This window comes from Pseudoxanthomonas sp. z9 (genome assembly GCF_006542425.1).
Taxonomy (GTDB): domain Bacteria; phylum Pseudomonadota; class Gammaproteobacteria; order Xanthomonadales; family Xanthomonadaceae; genus Pseudoxanthomonas_A.
On the sequence record NZ_VFID01000010.1, the window covers coordinates 106,622 to 128,848 of the forward strand.

Annotated in this window: 22 protein-coding genes; 7 read left to right on the forward strand and 15 right to left on the reverse strand. The window is 66.0% G+C overall.

The genetic code is table 11. The features are described from left to right. Positions 1-86: 86 nt before the first annotated feature. Positions 87-1,322 carry a DUF4010 domain-containing protein gene (locus FG323_RS12070; RefSeq protein WP_181444201.1) on the reverse strand — a complete coding sequence of 412 codons (1,236 nt, stop codon included), beginning with the start codon at positions 1,320-1,322 and terminating at the stop codon, positions 87-89. A gap of 86 nt (positions 1,323-1,408) precedes the next feature. Between FG323_RS12070 and FG323_RS12075 the strand changes: the two genes are divergently transcribed. Then, the gene (locus FG323_RS12075; protein ID WP_141454927.1) at positions 1,409-2,428 is read left to right on the forward strand and encodes a class 1 fructose-bisphosphatase; all 1,020 of its coding nucleotides are present in this window, start codon (positions 1,409-1,411) and stop codon (positions 2,426-2,428) included. Between the two features lie 102 nt (positions 2,429-2,530). Here the strand turns inward: FG323_RS12075 and FG323_RS12080 are convergent, their stop codons facing one another. After that, complete coding sequence (locus FG323_RS12080) at positions 2,531-3,607, reverse strand: PA0069 family radical SAM protein (RefSeq protein ID WP_141454928.1); 1,077 nt, start codon at positions 3,605-3,607, stop codon at positions 2,531-2,533. 71 nt (positions 3,608-3,678) lie between these two features. Between FG323_RS12080 and cls the strand changes: the two genes are divergently transcribed. The 3 genes from cls to FG323_RS12095 all read left to right on the forward strand — a co-directional run bounded on the left by cls (position 3,679) and on the right by FG323_RS12095 (position 6,265). Continuing rightward, positions 3,679-5,133, forward strand: coding sequence for a cardiolipin synthase (gene cls / locus FG323_RS12085; RefSeq protein ID WP_141454929.1), 1,455 nt, complete (start codon positions 3,679-3,681; stop codon positions 5,131-5,133). Between the two features lie 63 nt (positions 5,134-5,196). Beyond that, positions 5,197-5,460: a hypothetical protein gene (locus FG323_RS12090; RefSeq protein WP_141454930.1), complete on the forward strand. Its 264-nt coding sequence runs from the start codon at positions 5,197-5,199 to the stop codon at positions 5,458-5,460. A 31-nt stretch (positions 5,461-5,491) separates the two neighbouring features. Further along, positions 5,492-6,265, forward strand: coding sequence for a pyridoxine 5'-phosphate synthase (locus FG323_RS12095; protein ID WP_141454931.1), 774 nt, complete (start codon positions 5,492-5,494; stop codon positions 6,263-6,265). A 36-nt stretch (positions 6,266-6,301) separates the two neighbouring features. Here the strand turns inward: FG323_RS12095 and FG323_RS12100 are convergent, their stop codons facing one another. The 13 genes from FG323_RS12100 to dnaA form a co-directional block, all read right to left on the reverse strand. Then, the gene (locus tag FG323_RS12100) at positions 6,302-6,703 is read right to left on the reverse strand and encodes a biopolymer transporter ExbD (protein ID WP_141454932.1); all 402 of its coding nucleotides are present in this window, start codon (positions 6,701-6,703) and stop codon (positions 6,302-6,304) included. A 272-nt stretch (positions 6,704-6,975) separates the two neighbouring features. Then, positions 6,976-7,386 carry a biopolymer transporter ExbD gene (locus tag FG323_RS12105; RefSeq protein WP_141454933.1) on the reverse strand — a complete coding sequence of 137 codons (411 nt, stop codon included), beginning with the start codon at positions 7,384-7,386 and terminating at the stop codon, positions 6,976-6,978. Between the two features lie 3 nt (positions 7,387-7,389). After that, positions 7,390-7,815: a biopolymer transporter ExbD gene (locus FG323_RS12110; RefSeq protein WP_141454934.1), complete on the reverse strand. Its 426-nt coding sequence runs from the start codon at positions 7,813-7,815 to the stop codon at positions 7,390-7,392. A gap of 54 nt (positions 7,816-7,869) precedes the next feature. Then, positions 7,870-8,631: a TonB-system energizer ExbB gene (gene exbB, locus FG323_RS12115; RefSeq protein WP_141454935.1), complete on the reverse strand. Its 762-nt coding sequence runs from the start codon at positions 8,629-8,631 to the stop codon at positions 7,870-7,872. Positions 8,632-8,713: 82 nt separating this feature from the next. After that, positions 8,714-9,388, reverse strand: coding sequence for an energy transducer TonB (locus tag FG323_RS12120; RefSeq protein ID WP_141454936.1), 675 nt, complete (start codon positions 9,386-9,388; stop codon positions 8,714-8,716). A 163-nt stretch (positions 9,389-9,551) separates the two neighbouring features. Continuing rightward, positions 9,552-10,655 (reverse strand): tetratricopeptide repeat protein, encoded by a 1,104-nt coding sequence (locus FG323_RS12125; RefSeq protein ID WP_255470167.1) that lies wholly within the window; start codon positions 10,653-10,655, stop codon positions 9,552-9,554. A 224-nt stretch (positions 10,656-10,879) separates the two neighbouring features. Then, positions 10,880-11,686: a M48 family metallopeptidase gene (locus FG323_RS12130; RefSeq protein WP_141454938.1), complete on the reverse strand. Its 807-nt coding sequence runs from the start codon at positions 11,684-11,686 to the stop codon at positions 10,880-10,882. Between the two features lie 76 nt (positions 11,687-11,762). Next, a complete protein-coding gene (locus FG323_RS12135) occupies positions 11,763-12,572 on the reverse strand; it encodes a CPBP family intramembrane glutamic endopeptidase (protein ID WP_141454939.1) in 810 nt (269 codons plus the stop codon). Between the two features lie 4 nt (positions 12,573-12,576). After that, positions 12,577-15,015, reverse strand: coding sequence for a DNA topoisomerase (ATP-hydrolyzing) subunit B (gene gyrB, locus FG323_RS12140; RefSeq protein ID WP_141454940.1), 2,439 nt, complete (start codon positions 15,013-15,015; stop codon positions 12,577-12,579). Positions 15,016-15,141: 126 nt separating this feature from the next. Beyond that, complete coding sequence (gene recF, locus FG323_RS12145; protein WP_141454941.1) at positions 15,142-16,227, reverse strand: DNA replication/repair protein RecF; 1,086 nt, start codon at positions 16,225-16,227, stop codon at positions 15,142-15,144. A gap of 157 nt (positions 16,228-16,384) precedes the next feature. Next, positions 16,385-16,756, reverse strand: coding sequence for a VOC family protein (locus FG323_RS12150; RefSeq protein ID WP_141454942.1), 372 nt, complete (start codon positions 16,754-16,756; stop codon positions 16,385-16,387). A 130-nt stretch (positions 16,757-16,886) separates the two neighbouring features. Further along, positions 16,887-17,987, reverse strand: a complete 1,101-nt coding sequence (dnaN, locus tag FG323_RS12155; protein ID WP_141454943.1) for a DNA polymerase III subunit beta — start codon at positions 17,985-17,987, stop codon at positions 16,887-16,889. Positions 17,988-18,217: 230 nt separating this feature from the next. After that, positions 18,218-19,546: a chromosomal replication initiator protein DnaA gene (gene dnaA, locus FG323_RS12160; protein ID WP_141454944.1), complete on the reverse strand. Its 1,329-nt coding sequence runs from the start codon at positions 19,544-19,546 to the stop codon at positions 18,218-18,220. A 286-nt stretch (positions 19,547-19,832) separates the two neighbouring features. Here dnaA and rpmH point away from each other — a divergent pair, with 286 nt between their 5' ends. From rpmH to yidC, 3 genes are all read left to right on the forward strand, one after another. Further along, positions 19,833-19,973: a 50S ribosomal protein L34 gene (gene rpmH, locus FG323_RS12165; protein ID WP_097123437.1), complete on the forward strand. Its 141-nt coding sequence runs from the start codon at positions 19,833-19,835 to the stop codon at positions 19,971-19,973. An 88-nt stretch (positions 19,974-20,061) separates the two neighbouring features. After that, a complete protein-coding gene (gene rnpA / locus FG323_RS12170; protein ID WP_141454945.1) occupies positions 20,062-20,487 on the forward strand; it encodes a ribonuclease P protein component in 426 nt (141 codons plus the stop codon). A 13-nt stretch (positions 20,488-20,500) separates the two neighbouring features. After that, entirely contained in the window at positions 20,501-22,219 is a 1,719-nt protein-coding gene (yidC, locus tag FG323_RS12175; RefSeq protein WP_141454946.1) for a membrane protein insertase YidC, read from the forward strand. Positions 22,220-22,227 lie beyond the last annotated feature (8 nt).

Below are 22,227 nucleotides of genomic sequence, written 5' to 3' on the forward strand. Positions count from 1 at the left end.
GGAGCGACGTGAGTCGCGACCGTCATCCACCCACACACGAAAGGTCGCGACTCACGTCGCTCCTACAAGAGCGGGATTTCTCCCGCTCAGGTCAACACCAGCACCGCCAACCCCGCCGCCAGCGCGGCCAGCAATCCGGCCGCGACGCGCATGCCGTAGGCGGCGCCGCCACTGATCCAGGCGATCACCGATTTGGTCGCCAGGCTCGCGCCCAGCAACGCCAGCATCAGCCAGCGCGCCTCGTCATCACTCAGGCCACCACGTGCGAACTGGTTGGCCAGCGTCGCCACCGCCGCATGCAGTTCGGCGGTGGCCGAGATCACCGCCGCGGCCATCGCGCCACGCGGTCCGATCCACGCCGCCAACGCGGCCGACACGAAGGTCAGCACCGCCACCACCAGCGCGAATCCCAACGCTTGCCCGAACCGGAACATGCGGCTTTCCGCGGTCGGCGGCGCGGCGGGATCATCGCGTCCCGCGCGCAAACCCAGCAGGCCACCGGCCAGCAACACCGCGCCGATCGCGGCCAGTTCCGGCCACAGGTCGATGACCAGCGGCGGCGACACCGCCCACAGGATCGGCACGCACAGACTCAACGACGCCAGATTGGACAGCAGCGCCGCGGCCACCGTCGAGGACAGCAGCGCGGGGGTTTCCCGCGCCCGCTGGCCGAACCCGATCACCGCCGCGGTGGAAGACACATAGCCAGCGAAGAACCCTGCCGCGGCCAGACCCCAGCGGTTGCCGATCAGGCGCAGCGCGACGTGGCCGAGCGCGCTCACCGCCATCACCAGCACCACCAGCTTCCACAGGGTCGCCGGGTTGATGGCCTGGAACGGGCCGATCGCCTGGTCCGGCAGGATGGGCAGGATCACCAGCGCCGAGGCCAGCAGCAGCAGGCCGTCGAACACCTCGCGTTCGCTCAGCACCTGGCGGGTCAATCGATGCAGCGGCTCCTTGGCGTACAGCAGCAGCGCCGCGACCACGGCCAGGCCTGTCGCCAGCGGCGGCGACCGCATCGCCAGCGCGCCCAGCAGGGCGGTCAGGAGCAGGGCGACCTCGCTGGTCAGGCCGGCATCGTGATCACGCGTGCCCAGATAAGCCAGGGCGGCCAGGACGACCACGCCGGCCAGCATCACCAGCAGTACCGGCAGGCCGAGCTGGGCGGCGACCGCCGCGCCCAGCGCGGTCAGGGCATGGGTACGCAGGCCGGCGATGGCGCGTGCCTCGCCCCCGGCGCGCTCGCGGACCAGGCCGATCAACAGGCCCAGCCCCAGCGCCGAAGACAGGGAAAGCCATACCGCCGGGGATGTCGGAATCAAGGCGTGCTCTCGGGATCCATGAAATTGGTCTTGCATTGGTCCGCAATGTCCGGACAATGCGCGGTTCTTCCGTCCACCATCCTGCCATGCCCACGCCCACCGCCCATACCGTCTCCCTCAGCCGCTACCTGATCGAGGAGCAGCGCGCCGGCCGCATCGATGCCGAACTGCGCCAGCTGATCGCGGTGGTCGCGCGGGCCTGCACCAGCATCTCCATCGCGGTCAGCAAGGGTGCGCTGGGCGGGGTGCTGGGCGACGCCGGCACCGGCAACGTCCAGGGCGAGGCGCAGAAGAAGCTGGACGTGCTGAGCAACGACATCCTGCTGGAGGCCAACGCCTGGGGCGGCCATCTGGCGGCCTGCGCCTCCGAGGAAATGGAGCACAGCCAGCCGATTCCGGACGCCTATCCGCGTGGCGGCTTCCTGCTGCTGTTCGATCCGCTGGATGGCAGCTCCAACATCGACGTCAACGTCTCGGTCGGCACCATCTTCTCGGTCCTGCGCAGTCCCGAGGGCGTCAGCCGGCCGGGCGACGAGCATTTCCTCCAGCCGGGCCGCCGGCAGGTCGCCGCCGGCTACTGCATCTACGGGCCCAGCACGATGCTGGTGCTGACCACCGGCCACGGTACCCACGCCTTCACCCTGGACCGCGAGCAGGGCGCGTTCGTGCTGACCCAGCGCGACATGCGCATCCCGGAGGACACCCGCGAGTTCGCCATCAACGTTTCCAATCAACGCCATTGGGAGCCGGCGATGCAGGCTTACGTGGGCGATCTGCTGGCCGGCAAGGAAGGCCCGCGCGGCAAGGACTTCAACATGCGCTGGATCGCCAGCATGGTCGCCGACGTGCATCGCATCCTGACCCGCGGCGGCATCTTCATCTATCCCTGGGACCACAAGGATCCCGGCAAGCCGGGCAAGCTGCGGCTGATGTACGAGGCCAATCCGATGGGCATGCTGGTCGAGCAGGCCGGCGGCGCGGCCAGCACCGGGCGCGAATCCATCCTGGATCTGCAACCCGACCACCTGCACCAGCGCGTGCCGGTGTTCCTGGGCTCGCGCAACGAAGTGGAAGCGGCGGTGCGGTATCACCTCGAAGCGCGCTGATCCCCGCACCTGACCTGTGGGAGCGACGTCACTCGCGATACTGTCCGGAGACGGGATTGATACGGTCGCGACTCACGTCGCCCCCACAAATGCCTTGGCAAATCAGAACAATTCCCCTTGCGGCGAGGGCGGTCGCGGCGGCACGAATTTGCGTACCTCCAGGCCCTGGTGCTTGCGCCGGTCGAAGCCCAGCCGCCGATAGGCCAGGTCGAAGCGGCGCGCGAGCAGCTCCGCATAGACCCCGTCGCCGCTGAATCGCTTGCCGAAACGGGCGTCGTAGTCCTTGCCGCCGCGCAGTTGCTGGATGGTGCTCATCACGTGTTCGGCACGCTGCGGCAGGTGGGTCTGCAACCAGTCGCGGAACAACGGCGACACCTCGTGCGGCAGGCGCAGCAGCACGTAGCCGGCCGAATCGGCGCCGGCATCGCGTGCCGCTTCGAGCACCACCTCCAGCTCGCTGTCGTTCACCCAGGGAATCACCGGCGCGAACATCGCCCCGACCGGAACGCCGGCCTCGCTCAACCGGCGCATCGCGCGCAGGCGCGAGTGCGGCGCGGACGCCCGTGGTTCCAGCCGTGCCGACAGATGGTTGTCCAGGGTGGTGATCGAAAAGTACACCTGCACCAGGTGATCCCGCGCCATCGGCGCCAGCAGATCCAGATCGCGCTCGACCAGCGCGTTCTTGGTGATCAGCGAGAATGGATGCCGGGTTTCGGCCAGCACCTCGATGATGCGCCGGGTCAGGCCCAGCTTCCGCTCGGTCGGCTGGTAGGCATCGGTATTGATGCCCAGGGCGATCGGGCTGCACCGGTAGCCCGGCTTCGCCAACTCCTTGCGCAGTACTTCGGGCGCGTTGGTCTTGGCGAATATCCGGGTTTCGAAATCCAGTCCCGGCGAAAGGTCCAGGTAGGCGTGGCTCGGCCGGGCGAAGCAGTACGAGCAGCCGTGCTCGCAACCGCGATAGGGATTCAGCGATTGCTGGAACGGGATGTCCGGCGACTGGTTGCGGCTGATGATGCTGCGCGCGCGTTCCTCGGTCACCCGGGTTGCCGGCGAGGACACGATCTCGTCCTCGCGGTCACGCTCGTGCCAGCCGTCGTCCTCGGCCCGCGCCGTGGTCACGGCGAACCGCCCGGGCAGGTACCCGGTGGAGCCGCGGCCTTTGATCATCTCGCCCATCCTTGCAGATTACGCCGCCGGCGTCTCAGCGGCGGCGACACCTCAGAGGCAACACCGCATAGAATCCCGCCATGCTGGAAACCCTGCACACCTGGTGGGATGCCTTCCTGTCCATCCCGCACCTGAATCGCTGGATCACCGCGGCCTGGCTGCTCTACCTGATCCCGCTGTGCGGCTGGATCGTGCTGCAGAAGCGCGAGCCGGTCGCCACCCTCAGCTGGGTGCTGTCGCTGTCGCTGCTGCCCTACATCGGCTATCTGATCTACTTCCTGCTGGGTCCGCAGAAGATCAAGCGCCAGCAACTGCGCCGGCACCAGTCACGCACCGGACTGGATACCTACGAAACGTTCTGCCCGGTCGACGAGGGCTGCACCGAGCTGGCGATGCTGGCCCAGACCACCACCGGCCTGCCGCCGTCAACGGCCACCTCGGTGCAGCTGCTGGTGGACGGCTCGGCGACCTACGAAGCCATCCTCGATGCGGTCCGGCAGGCCACCAACCACATCCATCTGGAGTACTACATCTACAACCCGGATCGTTGCGGCCAGCGCCTGCTGGAAGCCTTGATCGCCAAGGCACGGGAAGGAGTGAAGGTACGGCTGCTGCTGGATGCGGTCGGCTCCTCGCGGGTGGGCCGGCGCTTCCTCCAGCCGCTGCACGAGGCCGGCGGCGAGAGCGCCTGGTTCCACCCGACCCGGTTCCGGCCATTCACCCGTCCCTGGGTCAACCTGCGCACCCACCGCAAGATCGTGGTGGTGGACGGCCGCATCGCTTTCACCGGCGGCATCAACATCACCGACGAGGAAGACGAATCGCTGCGGCCCGATGCCTACCGGGATCTGCACCTGCGGATGGAAGGCGACGTGGTGCGCAGCGTGCAGCAGGTGTTCGTCGAGGATTGGGTATACGCCACCGGCCAGAAGCGCAAGGATTTCCAGGGCACGCGCCTGTGGCATGCGACCGACAACGGCATCGAGGGCGGCATCGCGGCACAGACCCTGGTGTCCGGTCCGGATTCGTCGTGGGAGCCGATCCATCGCACCCACGTGGCCGCCATCCATGAGGCGAAGTCGCGGGTCTGGCTGGTGACGCCGTATTTCGTGCCCGGCGAGGCGGCGCGGATGGCGCTGACCTCGGCGGCGCTGGGCGGGCTGGACGTGCGCCTGCTGGTGCCCCGGATGAGCGACTCACGGCTGGTCACCTACGCCGCGCGTTCCTATTTCGATGAACTGCTGGCGGCCGGGGTGAAGGTGTACGAATACGGGCCACGCATGATGCACAGCAAGGCGCTGCTGTGCGACGACAACCTGGCCCTGATCGGCAGCGCCAACTTCGATCACCGCAGTTTCCGGCTGAATTTCGAGATCTCGATGCTGTTCCGCGACCGCGGCCTGGCCGGCCAGCTCGCGCAGTTGCTGGAGGGTGAATTCGCATCCTCGGCGCCGGTCAGCCCGCAGCGGCGGCAGTCGTTGTGGCGGCACCGCCTGCCGGAGGCGCTGGCGAGACTGACCTCGCCACTGTTGTGATCCGCAACGCTTCACGCCACCGCCGGGCGTTGTAAACTCCCGCCATCCAGGGGAGGGACGGTCATGCACTGGCTCTATCTATTGTTCGCCGCCGGCGCGCTGGTGCTGTCCATGCGCACCACGTCCACCGCATTGATGGTGGTCGGCCTGATCGCGTCGCTGGGCCTGTTCATCGCCTGGATCGTCGGCTGGTACGCCGCACGGATGGGCGACAGCCAGCGCGACGAATCGCAGATGATCGATCCCGCCGAACTGCGCCGCCTGCGCGAACTGGCCGAAGCGCGCAAGCAGGGCACGGTGCCGCCACCGGGACCGCCACCGCTGTGAGTGCCGAACTTTGTTCCGCAGGGAAGCCGGCATGACCGTACTGAGCGTCAACGTCAACAAGATCGCGGTGCTGCGCAATTCGCGCGGCGGCAGCGAGCCGGATGTCGTGCGCGCCGCGCGTGCCTGCCTGTATGCCGGCGCGCATGGCATCACCGTGCATCCGCGGCCTGACCAGCGCCACATCCGCGCCGATGATGTCCACGGACTGGCTGAGCTGACCCGCGAAAGCCAGGTGGAACTCAACCTGGAAGGCAACCCGTTCGCGCCGCCGCGCGAGGGTTATCCGGGATTCCTGGCCCTGTGCGAACAGGCGCGTCCGGCCCAGGCGACCCTGGTTCCCGACAGCGACGGCCAGATCACGTCCGACCACGGTTTCGATTTCGATCGTGACGGCGAACGCCTGCGGCCGCTCGTCGCCGCGCTGAAATCCTACGGCTGCCGCGTGAGCGTGTTCGTCGACGCCGGCTGTCCTTCCCTGGAAAAGGCGGCCGCCATCGGCGCCGACCGCATCGAGATCTATACCGGACCGTTCGCCGAGGCGATGGCGGCCGGCGACGCGGACGCGGAACTGGCGCGTTGCATGCAGACTGCCCGCCAGGCCCGTTCGCTTGGCATGGGCGTCAATGCCGGCCACGATCTGAGCCAGGCCAACCTGCAGGAATTCCTGGAAGCCGTACCCGGCGTCCTCGAAGTCTCCATCGGCCACGCCCTGATCGGCGAGGCGCTGTACGCGGGCCTGCACCGCACGGTGCAGAACTACCTGGCCATCCTCGAATCGGTGCGCGCGGCGCAGGCGAACCACTGAAGTTCGCCTGGCCGTTTCACGCGATTCGACCGCGAATCAGCGCTCCCCGCGCCAGGACACCTGCTCGATTCCGCTGGCGCGGACCTCGGCCAGGGCGGTGACCACCTGCTGGTAGTCCGCGTCGGGGGAGGCGCTCAGGGTCAGCACCGTCTTCGGGTCGCTGCGCAGCGCATCATCCAGGCGCCCGCGCAGATCCCGCGCCGGGAGCGGACGATCGTCCAGCCGCAAGGTGCCGTCGGCGGCGACATCCAGACTGAGGATGCTGGGTTTGTCGGGCGAGGGCGTATCCCTGCCCTGTGGCAGGGACAGGTCCAGTGGCCGCGAGAGCAGCGGAGCCGTCACCATGAAGATGATCAGCAGGACCAGCATGACATCGACCAACGGGGTGACATTCATCTCCGCCAGGGCGGAGGGACGTGCGGTTGCGGAGAAAGCCATGGCGTACTCCTTTCGCGTCGGGTCGACTCCACGCTACGCCTGCCTGGTGCCTCCTGGCAAGAGGGTGGAAAAGCGCCGTAGGAGCGACGTCAGTCGCGACCGGGAAGCTTGGTTGGTTGTGGAGCCAACCCCATGCGGGCGAAAGAACGCCGTGAGCAGATGCCGGATTCCGGTCGCGACTGACGTCGCTCCTACAACGACTAGCTTCGGCGGAGAACGGCCAAAAAAACGCCGCCCGAAGGCGGCGTTCAACAGGTTTGCGTCTATGCGTATTACTGCACGAAACCGATTTTTTGCATCTGAGCGTTCTTGGCCGCGGCCAGTACTTTCGCCATCACGTCGTACTGGGCTTCGGGATCCGCGTCGATGCGCAGTTCCGGCTGGTTGGTCGGATCACGCTGGATCTCCTGCTCCATGCGCTGCTGCAGATCGCGCACGTTGACAGGCGAGTTGTTCCAGTAAACCGAGCCACCCGCATCGATACGCAGATCGATCGGCGGCGGCGGTTCCTTCAACTGCGGCGGCGGGTTGATCACGCGCTGCGGCAGGGCCACGTCGATCGGGTAAGTCATGATCGGCGCGGTCACGATGAAGATGATCAGGAGCACCAGCATCACGTCCACGAGGGGCGTGACGTTGATGTCGGCCATGGGGCCCTTGCTTCCACCACTACTGAATGCCATGGCTTACTGACCCTTCTCTTTGGTAGCGACGTAGCCGATATCCAGCATGCCCTGGCCCTGCGCGATCTTCGTCACCTCGGTGATCGTGCGCATCTTGGTGGTGCGATCACCACGCAGATTGAGCTTGGGCTGCGGCTGCAGCTGCGCTGCCGTGGACAGACGCGACTCCAGGATTTCCTTGCCGATCTTCTCGTCGTTCCAATACAGCGAACCATCTTCCTTCACCGAGATGGTGATGGGCGGAACCTTCGGAGCCTCGGGTTCGTCCTTCTGCACGAGGGTGGCCTCGGGCAGTTCGATCTTCACCTTATGCGACATCAGCGGCGCGGTGATGATGAAGATGATCAGCAGCACCAACATCACGTCCACGAGGGGCGTGACGTTGATCTCGGCCATCGGGCCACTGCTATTACCACTACTGAAAGCCATTTTCGGGCTCCGTCAATGCTAGTCGATGTGCGTGGGACTGCTGTTGCCTGGGGCTTAGCGGACGCGCGAGCCGGTGGCGAAGAAGTCGTGCAGATCGTGGGCGAACGTATCGAACTTGGAGATGGTCGAGCTGTTCGTCTTGCTGAAGAAGTTGTAGGCGAACACGGCCGGGATGGCGACGAACAGACCGATGGCGGTCATGATCAGCGCTTCACCCACCGGGCCGGCAACGGCGTCGATCGAAGCCTGGCCGGTGGCGCCGATGCGGATCAGGGCGCCGTAGATGCCCCACACCGTACCCAGCAGACCCACGAACGGGGCGGTCGCGCCGACGGTGGCCAGCAGGGTCATGCCGCTCTGGAGCTTGGCGCTCTCGCGGGTGACGGCCTGGCGCAGGGCGCGGTCGACGAACTCGGAACGGCTCAGGGCTTCACCCAGACCGGCGCTGGAACCTTCGGCGCGCTGGTGGTGGGCGGCGGCCTGGGCGGCGTCCAGGGCGATCTTGGAGAACGGCTCGTTCTTCGGCTGCTCTTCCATCAGGCGGATGGCGTCCTGCGCGTTCGGGGTTTCCCAGAAGGTGCTGACGACGCGGTCGGCCTGGCCCTTCAGGCGCACGCTCTTGAGCGAGTTGATGACGGTCCAGTACCAGGACATGGCCGACATCGCGACCAGGATGAGCAGCACTGCCCAGGAGACGGCGTACTCGCCGGGCTTTTGCACCATTTCGGTGATCAGGTGCTCGAAGCCCATGTTGGTGAGGGCACTCGCGGCGTTGTTGCCCCCGGCTGCGGCGGCGATGATGGTTTCCTGCAGCATGACGCTTACCTTTATTTAAGAGTGTTGATTGAGGGTGTTGCGGGTGACGAAACGGATGGAGTAACTCGCGAGGGGCGGCCGATCAGCCGCCCATCTTGAAGTCGACCGGGACGCGGACGCGGCCGGCGGCCTTCTGGCCGTTGACGACGGACGGATTGAAGCGCCACTTGCGGGCGGCTTCCATCGCGGCGCGGTCCAGGTCGCGGTTGCGGCTGGACTTCTCGACGGAAACGTTGGTGACGTTGCCACTGGCGTCCACGTCGATGATCAGGATGACCGTGCCTTCGATGCCGGCGCGGGCGGCCGACGGCGGGTAGCGCGGCGGGTTCATGTTCTTGGACGAGATGTCCACGCTGGCGCCGATGTCGGCGACCGGGGCCGGCGGCGCCGGGGGAGCCGGCGGCTGGTAGACGTCGGTCGGACGGGGCTCGGCCACTTCGACCGGCGGCGCTTCCGGCGGCGGAGGCAGCGGAGTCTGCTTCGGCGGCGCCAGGTTCTTGACCGGCGGCGGAGGCGTGTCCTGCTTCGGCGGCGGCGGCGGCGGCGGCGGCGGGGGAGGCGGTGCGTCAACGATCACCACGGAGGTACGTTGCGTTTCTTCCTTTTCCGCCGGCGGAGCCACCGCCGGAATGAGGAGCAGCAGCAGCGCGGCCGCGTGCAACGCGATCACGAAGGCAATGCCGATGATCCGGGGCCAGTTGAGGCTCTTGTCCTCTTCCTCTTCCCGATACCTATTGATGACCAGTTGTTCAGCCATGCGCCAATGAACTCAAGGTTGGTGCGGGACGCCGCAACGTCCGCGTCGTATTGGTTTCCCCCCACCTGACTTTTGGCAGGGGGAACTCTCAGCTTATACCATTCCGTGGTGCCAAAACCATCGTTTTTTCGATGTTTCTGGCCGTCGGTTTATTGGTTTCCCGTTAGGGCAGGGCCAGGATTTTCTTGGCGTCCTCGGGCTTCTTGAGGCCCTTGTCCAATGCGGACTTGGCGGCCTGCTTGGCCTCCGGGATCCGGTTTTCCTGCCACAGCACGCGCGCCAGGTTCAGGTAGGTTTCGCCATTGGGCGACTGCGGCGCGGCCTTCTTCCAGGCCTCGATGGCCTGCGGGATCTGCTCGGAGTAGTAGTAGGACTGGGCCAGCGCCAGCTGGGCCTGGTAGTCGTCCTTCAGGATGCCCTTCTGCAGGCCTTCGTTGATGACCGAGATGACGTCTTTTTCGCGGCCGTCCATGTTCGCGTACATGCTGTACAGCTGACGGTACTCGCGATCATCGGTGAGCTGGCCGGAGGTGCGCAGCTTCTCCAGCACGCCGGCGGCCTGATCGGTCTTGTCGGCCTGCAGGTAGACCGAGGCCAGGTTCATCTGCGCCTTCTTGTCGGTCGGGCTCTTGGCCGCGAGCTGTTCGGCGAGCTTGACGGCGGCATCGTTCTGGCCGGCTTCGGCGTAGCTGGCCATCAGCAGCTGCATCCAATCGTTCTTCGGTTCCGGCGAGCCTTCCACGGCCTGCTTCAGGAACGGGATCGCATCGGCGTAGCGCTCGGCCCGATACAGGATGTTGCCCTTGACGATCAGTTCCTCGGGCTTCTGCGACTTGGTCTCGGCGAAGAACTTGTCCATCGTCGCCAGCGCTTCGTTGAACTGGTCGTCCTGCATCTGCAGCTGGGCCAGGAAGAACATCGTCTGGTAGTGGTTGTTGTTGTCCAGGCCGTTGAACTCCAGGACCTTGTTCGCGTAGTCCTTGGCCAGCTTGGAATCATCCTTGCCGTAGGCGGCCTGCGCGCCGATCTGCGCGGCGACCGACTTGTCGTAGGCATTGGCCTTGTCGCTGGCGATGATCTCGTTGACGAGCGCCATGACCTCGTCTTCGTTGTTTTCCTTGTCGTAGGCCTTGAACAGCTTGTTGAGCTGGTTCTGCATCTTGGCCGACGCCTTTTCCTTCGGCTCCTGGCGGGTCGCTTCGGGATATCTGATCTCGACCTTTTCCTTCTTCTGCCGGCGCAGCGTACCGGCATCGTCACGGTTCATCTGGGCAGTGGCATCGGCGGCAACCCCTGCGCCCAGCAGGCCGATGATGGCGAAGGAAAGCAGGGCGTGTCTGGACTTGCGATGCAGCATGGGGGTCACCTCAAAGCGGACGGCAGAAGTCTATCGGGGGCAGTCGGATCCTTCCGGGGCGGGAAAAGCTATCAGAAACTTCGGTGAAACAGGTAAGGTTTTTGTTGCTGCAGGGCAGCAATACCCTGGCGTTCTCAGCCGCAGCGGGGGATGTTTCCGGCCTTGCGGGCGGCTTCGTAGGTGGGGACCAGCGCCGGGGCATCACGCTGGAGTTCGCGGATGCGGTTGGTCGGATCCGGGTGGGTGGAGAGCCATTGCGGCGGCCGGCCGCCACCCGCGGCCATCATGTTTTCCCACAGATTGACCGCCTGGCGCGGGTCGAACCCGGCCTGGGCCATCAAGCGCTGGCCGACCACGTCCGCCTCGCTTTCCTGGGTGCGTGAATTGGGCAGCAGGATCAGGCCCTGCGCCCCCAGGCTGCCGAACTGGCTGACCGCATCCATGCCGGTCTGGCCGTACTTGGCGCCAGCCAGCGCACCGAGGATGCTCAGGCCCGTCTGGGTGCCCATCTGGCGGGTGATGCGTTCCTCGTGGTGGCGACTGATGACATGGCCGATTTCATGACCCAGCACCGCGGCGAGCTGATCCTGGTTCCTGGCGACCGTGAAGATGCCGGTGTTCACCCCGACCTTGCCACCCGGCAGGGCGAAGGCATTGGGTTCCTTGTCGACGAATACCGCGGTTTCCCACGCGACCGAACGTTGCGCGGGCGGCAACTGGCGCACCAGCGCGTTGACCACGCAGGTGACATAGGCGTTCTGCTTCGCGTCGCGGTTGGCGGGCTCCTTGGCCTTGGTCTCGGCGAAGGCCTGGGCGCCCAGCTGATCCAGCTGCTGCTGCGATATGCCACCCACCACCTGGGTGCGGCCGGTGGGCGAGGTGGTGGTGGCACAGGCCACCAGCAGGGCCGCGATGGCGGCGGCGAGCAACCAGGGTTTCATGACGGTGCACTCCAGTGCGGAACCACGTTTAGTGTCGGCAAGGCCGTCTTAACATTCCGTCAACCGGGCGCGGCGGTCAGCTACCAGCCAACTGCATCGCCCCCAGGGCCAGGGCGTTGTTCAGCGCATGGGCGGCGATCGGTGCCCAAAGCGTGCCGGTGCGCCGATACAGCCAGGCGAAGGCCACGCCCATGCCGGCATAAACGAACAGCAGCAAGGTCGTGGCCGCGGCACCGTTGCCGTTGAGTCCCGGCGCCTCGTGCGCGAGCGCGAACGCGCAGCCGCTGAGGATCATGCCCAGCACCGGATACCCCGCCTGCCACATGCCGCCGAACAGCACGCGCCGGAACAGCAACTCCTCGTACAACGGCGCCAGCAGCACCGCGAACGCCATCATGAAATAGGGATGGTGGTGGGAGAGGTCCTGGATCGGCGCCAGATTGCTGGGGTTCGGCGGCACTCCCATGCGTTCGCCCAGCCAGCTCGCCAGGCTGCTGGACAGGAATGTCAGCACCGCCACGCCGACCACCGCGATCCACGTGCCTGTCCGGCGTACCGCCCAACGCGAATAGCGGCGTTCCTGCGCACTGGCGGGACGCCGCCAGAAGTACAGCAGCAAGGCGGCGCTGCCCATCGAGAACAGCGCGATCAGGATCTGCGCGACCGCGTCGGGCCTTTCGAGCGCGGCCGTGATTTCGGCCTGCCCGGCACCCGCGGCGGCCAGCTGGATGGTGCGCGCGACGCCCCACAGAACACCGGCGCCCAGCATCAGCACGACGATGATGACCAGCGCCAGCGCGGTGTCGGCGCAGAAGCCGGCCAGGGCCGTACGCAACGGCCGCAGTGGCGGTGGCGACGACAGCCCTGTTTCCGGCGTGTCCTGCATCGGGTCAGACGTCGAGGTTGGCGACCTTCAGGGCGTTGGCCTCGATGAAGTCGCGACGCGGTTCCACCACGTCACCCATCAACGTGCTGAAGATCTGGTCGGCAGCCACCGCGTCCTCGATGCGCACCTGCAGCAGGCGACGGGTATCCGGATTGACCGTGGTGTCCCACAACTGCTCGGGGTTCATTTCACCAAGGCCCTTGAAGCGCTGGATGCTGCGGCCCTTCTTCGCTTCCTCCAGCAGCCAGGCCTGCGCCTGGGCGAAACCTTCGATCGCTTGGGTCTTGTTGCCGCGCACGATGGTCGCGCCTTCGCGCACCAGGCCATGCAGCAGATCCGCCGATTCCCGCAGCGCGCGCAGCTCACCGGTTTCGAACACCGACAGCGGCAGCACCTGGGTCAGTTCCTCGCCCATGTGGCGGCGGGTGGACAGCAGCGCGGCCGGACGCTGTTCGTTGGCCGCCTGCAGGTGCAGCGAATAGCGCGGACTGCCCAGGCTGCTGCGGTTGAGCTTGGCTTCCAGCGCATCGAGATCGGCACGCTGGTCCTGGTTGCGTTCGGCGAAAGCGGCATCCAGCGCCGGCGCATCGATCAGCGCTTCGAGCAGCTGCGAATCGAAGCGGTGCGCATTGCGCGCGATCGCTTCGCGCGCGTTGGCGTAGGCGAGCAGCAGCTTCTCCAGTGCTTCGCCGGCGATCGGCGGTTCGCCGTCGGCCGGGACCAGCGAGGCGCCCTCGACCGCGCTGTTGGCGAGGTAGACGTTCAGTGCCGCGTCGTCCTTCAGGTACAGCTCCTGCTTGCCCTGCTTGAGTTTGTACAGCGGCGGCAGGCCGATGTAGACGTGGCCGCGCTCGATCAGCTCCGGCATCTGCCGGTAGAAGAACGTCAGCAGCAGCGTGCGGATGTGGGATCCGTCGACGTCGGCGTCGGTCATGATGATGATGCGGTGGTAGCGCAGCTTGTCCGGGTTGTACTCGTCCTTGCCGATGCCGGTGCCCAGCGCGGTGATCAGCGTGCCCACTTCAGCCGAGGACAGCATGCGGTCGAAGCGCGCGCGTTCCACGTTGAGGATCTTGCCGCGCAGCGGCAGCACCGCCTGGTTCTTGCGGTTGCGGCCCTGCTTGGCGGAGCCGCCTGCCGAGTCACCCTCGACGATGAACAGTTCCGACAGCGCCGGATCCTTCTCCTGGCAGTCGGCCAGCTTGCCGGGCAGGCCGGCGATGTCCAGCGCGCCCTTGCGGCGGGTGAGTTCGCGGGCCTTGCGCGCGGCCTCGCGGGCACGGGCCGCGTCCACCACCTTTTCCGCGATGGCACGGGCCTCGTTGGGGTGTTCCTGCAGGAACTCCTCCAAACGTGCACCGAACGCGGCCTCAACGGCCGGCTTCACGTCGGAACTGACCAGCTTCTCCTTGGTCTGCGAAGAGAAGCTGGGATCCGGCACCTTCACCGACAGCACCGCGATCATGCCTTCGCGCATGTCGTCGCCGGACAGGTTGACCTTGGCCTGCTTGGCGATGCCGTTCTGTTCGATGTAGTTGCTGAGGGTGCGGGTCAGGGCCGCGCGGAAACCCGCGAGGTGGGTACCGCCATCCTTCTGCGGGATATTGTTGGTGAAGCAGAACATCGTTTCCTGGTAGGCGTCGGTCCATTGCAGGGCGACGTCCACGGTGATGCCGTTGGTTTCGCCGGTCACCGAAATGACGTTCGGATGCAGCGGGGTCTTCAGCTGGGCCAGGTGCTCGACGAAGCTGCGGATGCCGCCTTCGTACTGGAACACGTCCTGGCGGCCTTCGCCGCGCTCGTCGATCAGGGTGATCTTCACGCCCGAATTGAGGAACGACAGTTCGCGCAGGCGACGGGCCAGGATGTCGTAATGGAACTCGACGTCGGTGAAGATTTCCGCCGACGGCCAGAACCGGGTCAGGGTGCCGCGCTTGTTCGAGGCTTCCAGCTGCCTCAGCGGATACACCGGCTCGCCGAGGTGGTATTCCTGCTCGTGGTGGAAGCCATCGCGCCAGATATCGAGGGTGAGCTTGTTCGACAGCGCGTTGACCACCGACACGCCGACGCCATGCAGGCCGCCGGAAACCTTGTAGCTGTTGTCGTCGAACTTACCGCCGGCGTGCAGCACGGTCATGATGACTTCGGCCGCCGAGACGCCTTCTTCCTTGTGGATGTCGACCGGAATGCCGCGGCCGTTGTCGGACACCGACACCGAGCCGTCCTCGTGGATCTTCACGATCACGTCGTCGGCATGGCCGGCCAGGGCTTCGTCGATCGAGTTGTCGACGACCTCGAACACCATGTGGTGCAGACCGGTACCGTCGTGCACGTCGCCGATGTACATGCCGGGTCGCTTGCGGACCGCTTCCAGGCCCCGGAGGACAGTGATTTTGCTGGAGTCGTAATTGCCGTTCGGTGCAGGAATCGTTTCGTCGGTCATTCGCTTCGTGGTCGGCTGCATAGCCGCTGGTGCCGGACCGGGGAACGCCGGGCAGGCACGCAGCTATAGGGATACGAAGCGAAATTATAGCATCCCGGGCACACCCGGCCCCGTCGTGCGGCGGCGTCAGACAGCGGACAGCTGTCCGTGTTCCACGTGGAACCGGGCAGGGACGACGCCCATTTCATGCAATGCCGACGGGAATTCGGTGCCGGTGATGAAGACCTGGGCACCACTCCCGAGCAGACGCTCCAGCACGCGTCGTTGATGCCCGCGATCCAGCTCGGAAGCCAGGTCGTCGAGGGCAATCACCGGCCACTCGCCGCGCCGGGCGGCATAGTCCTCGGCCTGGGTGAGCAGGCAGGCCAGCGCCGTGAGCTTGGCTTGGCCGCGCGAAAGCGCTTCCCTGGCAGGGCAGGCGGCGTAGTCCACCCGCCAATCCGCGCGATGGGGCCCCACCGAGGTATGGCCCGCTGCCCGGTCCCGATCCCGGGCCAGCAGCAGGGCATCGGCCAGGGACAGTTCATGACGGCGCCAGCCGGGCTGGAACTCCAGGGTCGCCCGACCCAACCCGGGAACCAATTCAGCTGCCATCCGGCTCAGCCGTGGCTGCAACTGCTCCAGGTATCCGAGCCGCCGCTGGGTCAGCGGCTCTCCCGCTTCGGCCAGCTCATGGTCCCAGGCATCCAGCTGGGCGCCACCGATTCCAGACTTCAGCAACGCATTGCGCTGCTTCAGGGCCCGGGCATAGCGGCGCCATAGTCCCAGGAAGTCCTGTTCCACGTGGAACAAGCCCCAATCGACGAAGCGCCGGCGGGGTTCCCCGCCTCCGGTGACCAGTGCATGGCTGCCAGGTTCAAAGCTCACCACGGCCAATGCCGCGCAAAGTTCACCCAGCTGACCCACCGTCTCGCCGTCCAGCCGGCCAGTCCAGGCCTGTCCGCTGTGACGCAGGCCGGCGCGGCGTGGCCGGACGGCCGTGGCTTCCTCCCACTCCACGAAAATCTCGACCGCTTCGCTTCCCGTCCGCACCAGCCCGTCCCGGACCCGGCCGCGAAAGCTCCGGCCATAGGCCATCACGTGCAGCGCCTCCAGCAGGCTGGTCTTGCCCGCACCGTTGTCCCCGGTCACCAGGTTCAGCCCCGGACCCGGCTGCAGGCTGGCCTGCTCGAATCGACGCAGCCCTGCCACCATCAATCGGGTCACATGCACAAGAGCACCGCTCCGGACGGCGGAGGGCTGGAAAGAGGGGCCAAAAGCGGGAAAGCCGCCGGTGTCGACGGGTAGGCGGGGAAGGGCATGCAGGGATCTTACCGGGTTCCGGAGCGCCCGATTCCGGGCCGCAAATGCGCGACGGACGGTGACCACATCAGGGCCATACATGCGCGTTCCGGTTGAATCCACCTCGGCAGGGCTTGCCCACGCAGAAACGGTGCCCACTGGGCGCCTGCATGACCACCCATTCGGCCTGCCGGCTGACCAGGACCGCCCCCAACTGTTCCAGCCGACGGATTTCCAGCGGGATCGAATCCGTCTCCAGGTCCAGATGGACGCGGGGGGCATGGCGGACCTGCTGGAGAATGACTCGCACGTCGTCTGCCGGCGTCCGCAGCCGGATGAAACGGCCTTCCCAATCCCCCGGCAGAGCCAGGCCGAGCGTGGCACTCCAGAACTCCGCCGCAGCTGGGAGATCGTCTGTCCGGCAATCGATGACGAGATTGCCAAGCCTGCTCCGGTGCATGGTGGCCTCCGCTGGACTCGGGAATCGACACCGTAGCGCCTTGGCCCCCCAGGGAATGTCGACGGGACTCCCCAACGAAAACGCCCGGCATCAAGCCGGGCGCTGTTCGTGTTCCACGTGAAACCAGATGTCAGAGGCGCAGCGGCATGACCACGTGGCGGGACTTCTCGCTGCTGGCCTCACGCACCAGGGCGGAGGAATTGGCATCACGCAGCTGGATGACGACCTGCTCGTCGCGCAGGGCGCTGAGCGCATCCAGCAGGTAGTTCACGTTGAAGCCGATGGCCAGTCCATCCACCTTGGTGTCGGCCTCGATTTCTTCCTGGGCTTCTTCCTGTTCCGGGTTGTGCGCGCTGATCTTCAGTTGGCCGGGCGAAACTTCCACCCGCACGCCGCGGTACTTTTCGTTGGACAGGATCGCCGCGCGTTGCAGCGCCGCGCGCAGGACTTCGCGATCCAGCAGAACCTCGCGATCCGCGCCAATCGGAATCACCGCCGCATAGTCCGGGAAACGGCCGTCGATCAGCTTGGAGGTGAAGGTGACATCGTCGCGCTTGACCCGGATGTGGCTGCGGCCGACTTCCAGTTCCAGCGCCCGATCACCGCCTTCCAGCAGGCGCTGCAGTTCGGTCACGCCCTTGCGCGGCACGATGATCTGCCGCTTGGACAGCGGCGAGCCTTCCAGCTGCGCTTCGCACAGGGCCAGGCGATGGCCGTCGGTGGCCACGCAGCGCAGGGTGCGGTCGGCCAGGTCGAACAACAGACCGTTGAGGTAATAGCGCACATCCTGCTGGGCCATCGCGAACGCGGTGCGCTCAATCAGTTCCTTCAGGGTGGCCTCGGGTACGTCCACTCGCTCGGTCGCCTCGACTTCGTCCACCGACGGGAAGTCGTTGGCGGGCAGGGTGGCGAGGGTGAAGCGGCTGCGTCCGGCCTGCACCGTCACCTTGTCGGCCGACTGGCTGACCGTGACCTTGCTGCCGTCGGGCAGGGCGCGGACGATTTCGAACAGCTTGCGCGCGGGGATCGTGGTTTCGCCGTCCTGCGCGTCCTCGACCGCGCTGCGCGCAATCATTTCCACTTCCAGATCGGTGCCGGTCAGCGACAGCTGTCCGTTCTGCACCTGCACCAGGAAGTTCGCCAGGACCGGCAGGGTCTGCCGCCGTTCGACCACATTGACCACCTGGGCCAACGGCTTGAGGAATGCTTCGCGCTGAAGGCTGAAACGCATGTCGGTGGGTGCCCCTTGTGCCTTGTGCTTCTAAAAAGAAGGAAAGATCTTAAAAACTGGTGGTGATGGTTTCGCCGATTTCAGTGGGGAACCATCACAAACATTTGAATCACAACGATTTTCCGACAGATCCAACCCCGTGGACAAGCCCCTCGGGAAGGGCACTGAAACCTGTGGATAAATTCTGGCGGAAATTCCAGCCACAGTTTGTCCACAAGGGAGCAGGCCGCTTACTCACTGAGTTTACGGATCAACTTATCCCAATCCTCGCGGAGTTTGCCATCGGTCTCCATCAGGCTCCGGATCTGGCGACAGGCATGCAGCACGGTGGTGTGGTCGCGGCCGGCGAACGCGTCGCCGATTTCCGGCAGGCTGTGCTCGGTGAGTTCCTTGGCCAGCGCCATCGCGACCTGTCGCGGCCGTGCCAGCGAGCGGGTGCGGCGCTTGGACAGCAGATCCTTGATCTGCAGGCCGTAATAGTCGGCGACCGTTTTCTGGATGTTGGGAATGCTGATCGCCTGCTGCTGTGCGCGCAGCAGATCGCGCAGGGTTTCCTGGGCGAACTCGGGCGTGATCGCGCGCCCGGTGAAGTTGGCGCGCGCGGCCAGGGTGTTGAGCGCGCCTTCCAGATCGCGCACGTTGCTGCGCATCTTCTTGGCCAACAGGAACGCGACCTCGTCGGGAATCTCGGCGCCGCGATCGCGTGCCTTGGCCAGCACGATCGCCGCGCGGGTCTCGAAATCCGGCGGTTCGATTGCCACCGACAGGCCCCAGGCCAGGCGCGATTTCAGCCGCGGCTCGAGCCCTTCGACCTCGCGCGGATAACGATCGCAGGTCAGGATGATCTGCTGGCGGCTGTCGAACAGCGCGTTGAAGGTGTGGAAGAACTCTTCCTGGGTGCGGTCCTTGCCGGCGAAGAACTGGATGTCGTCAATCAGCAGCGCGTCGACCTGCTGGAAGCGGCGCTTGAACTGATCCATCGATTTCTCGATCAGCGCCTTGGTCATCGCGCTGAAGAACTGTTCCGAACGCAGGTAGAGCACCCGCGCGTTCGGGTTCTGCCGACGCATCTCGTTGCCGGCGGCGAACATCAGGTGGGTCTTGCCCAGACCGGTGCCGCCGTACAGCAGCAACGGGTTGTGGGCGCGGTCACCCGGCTTCTGCGCCGCCTGCCAAGCCGCGGCGCGGCCCAACTGGTTGCTGCGGCCCTCGACGAAGTTGTCGAAGGTGTAGTGGGTATCCAGGTTGCCGGCATAGGGCTCGGCCGAGGCCGCCGACGGCATCCCCTGCCCGTGGGCGGCCGGCCTGGCCGGTTCCGGCGCGCGGGCGCGCGAGCCGATCTCCAGCGAAACCTCGGCGTGGCCGGCGAAATAGTCCAGCAGCTCCCGGATCCGGTCCAGGTAACGCTCGCGCACCTGTTCCACGATGAAGGCGTTCGGCGCGTACAGGACCACCGCATCGCTGCGCTGTTCGGCCTGCAGCGGCTTCAACCAGGTGTGTACATCCTCTGCCGGAAATTCGGCTTCCAGGCGTTCAAGGCAGCGGGGCCAGGCATCCATCGCGTGAAACAACTCGTTCTTGATAAGGTGTGGAAAACACGGCGTCCGCGCCACGCGATTGCGCGGACGGGAGCCTGTAAAGAAGGGGTCGGCCAGACTACCACCGCCATCCGGCCGCGCCAATGGTTCCTGTGCATAAGATGTGGATGAATGGACCGGCGGCGATCCCTTCCGGCGCGGGGCCTTGCGCGGCCCATTTCGATCTTCTTCGCCGGTGTTGACCGTAACCGGCGGATACCTATAGAATTTCCGGTTCTTTCCATCCGCAAACCCGCACGAGGGCCCCATGGCCACCAAGCGCACTTACCAACCCAGCAATCTCAAGCGCAAGCGCGACCACGGTTTCCGTGCCCGCATGAAGACCGCCGACGGCCGCAAGATCCTGTCGCGTCGCCGCGCCAAGGGCCGCAAGCGCCTGACCGCCTGATGGCTTTGCCGCAATTCGCGGCCGAGACATCAATCATGCGATGCCCTTGCCAGGAGCCCGCACTGAACGGTGCGGGCTTCTTGCTGTCATGAGCGCAGCATTTCCACGCCACGCCCGCGTTCGCACGGGCGCGGAGTATGCGCGCGTGTTCGAGCGGTCGCGCCGTACTTCGGATCCGTTGCTGAGCCTGCATTGGCTGGCCGGCGAGCAGCCGGCCCGGCTGGGCATGGCTGTTTCCCGCAAGGTCGATCGCCGCGCGGTCGGCCGCAACCGGATCAAGCGCCAGTTGCGCGAACAGTTCCGCAGCCTGCGTTCGCAGCTGCCCGGCGGCGACTATGTCGTGGTGGCGCGGCCGCCGGCCGCTGCCGCCAGCAATGCGCAGTTGCGCGCGACCTTCCTCCGCGTGCTGGCCCGCGCCGGCGCATTGCCGCCGCCTTCCACGGTAGGCACAATGCCGGCGGCCTTGAATTCCCCCTCTTCTCCCTCCACGACACCGGAACCCGACGCCGGTTGAGATTGCCTGTCCGATGAACCAGACCCGTGTTTTCCTGATTTTCGCCTGGCTGATGGTGGCGATCCTGTTGTGGATGGAGTGGGGCAAGTTCAATGCGCCCGCCGTCGCCGCGCCCACCGTGGCGGCCACCGCCGCCACGCAGTCCGGCAGCACCGTGCCCGCCTCGGCGCCTACCGCGCAGCCCGGCAGTACGGTCCCGCAGGCGCCCGCCGCGGTCGAGGCCCCGGCCCCCGTTGCTTCCGCGCCGTCGGGCGGCCAGCGCGTGACCATCAGCAGCGACGTGCTGAAGCTGACCCTGGACGGCGGCAGCGTGCTGGAAGCCGAACTGCTGCACTACCCGCAGGACAAGCGCCCCGGCAGCCCGGCGGTGAAGCTGTTCAACCAGGATCCGGCGCACTACTACGTCGCCGAGAGCGGCTGGGTGCCCGCCGGTGGAACGCGCGCCGCACCGAATCACGAAAAGGGTTTCGTGCCGGAAGCCGGCACCGCCTTCGCGCTGGCGGCGGGTGGCAATGAAATTTCCGCGCCCTTCATCTGGCGCGGTCCGGACGGCGTGACCATCCGCCGCGTCTACACGCTCAAGCGCGGCGAATACGCGCTGGCCGTGCGCGATGAAGTGGTCAACGGCGGCAGCACGCCGTGGCAGGGTGCGATCTATCGCCAGCTGACCCGGACCCCGCCGCTGGTCAAGCGCGGCATGACCAATCCGGAGTCCTTCAGTTTCAACGGCGCCACCTGGTATGACGGCAGCTACCAGCGGCGCAAGTTCGACGAGGACTACGTGGCCGATGGCCGCGTCGACTGGCGCGGCACCGGCGGCTGGATCGCGATGCTCCAGCACCACTTCTTCACCGCCTGGATTCCGCAGGCAGCCGATCACACCACCATCTCGCTGGACGAGCCCAAGTACGCCACCGGCCCGCGTCCGCTGATCCGCGACATGGCCGATCCGTTGAACGTCGCGCCAGGTCAGACCGTGGCCACCAGCGCGCGCCTGTGGGTCGGTCCGAAGCTGGTCAACAAGATCAAGGCCGAGAACGTGCCGGGCCTGCACCGCGCGGTCGACTACAGCCAGTTCCAGATCTTCGATCTGATTGGCCAGGGCCTGTTCTGGATCCTGGCGCACTTGCATGCGCTGCTGGGCAACTGGGGCTGGTCGATCATCGGCCTGGTGGTGCTGGTGAAGCTGGCGCTGTATCCGCTGTCGGCGGCGCAGTACAAGAGCTTCGCCAAGATGCGCAAGTTCCAGCCGCGCATCCAGCAGCTGAAGGAACGCTACGGCGACGACAAGCAGAAGTTCCAGGTCGCCATGATGGAGCTGTACAAGAAGGAGAAGATCAACCCGATGGGTGGTTGCCTGCCGATCCTCGTGCAGATGCCAATCTTCCTGTCGCTGTACTGGGTGCTGGTGGAATCGGTGGAACTGCGCCAGGCGCCGTGGTTCGCCTGGATCCAGGACCTGACCGCGCAAGATCCGTACTTCATCCTGCCGATCCTCAACATGCTGGTGATGTGGCTGACCCAGAAGCTGACGCCGGCGCCGGGCATGGATCCGATGCAGCAGAAGATGATGCAGTTCATGCCGTTGGTGTTCGGCGTCATGATGGCCTTCTTCCCGTCCGGCTTGGTCCTGTACTGGGTCACCAACGGCGCGCTGGGCCTGTTGCAGCAGTGGTGGATGACCAAGCGGCACGGCGAACCGGCCACCGCGACGGCCACCGCCAAGAAGTAAGCCGCGCC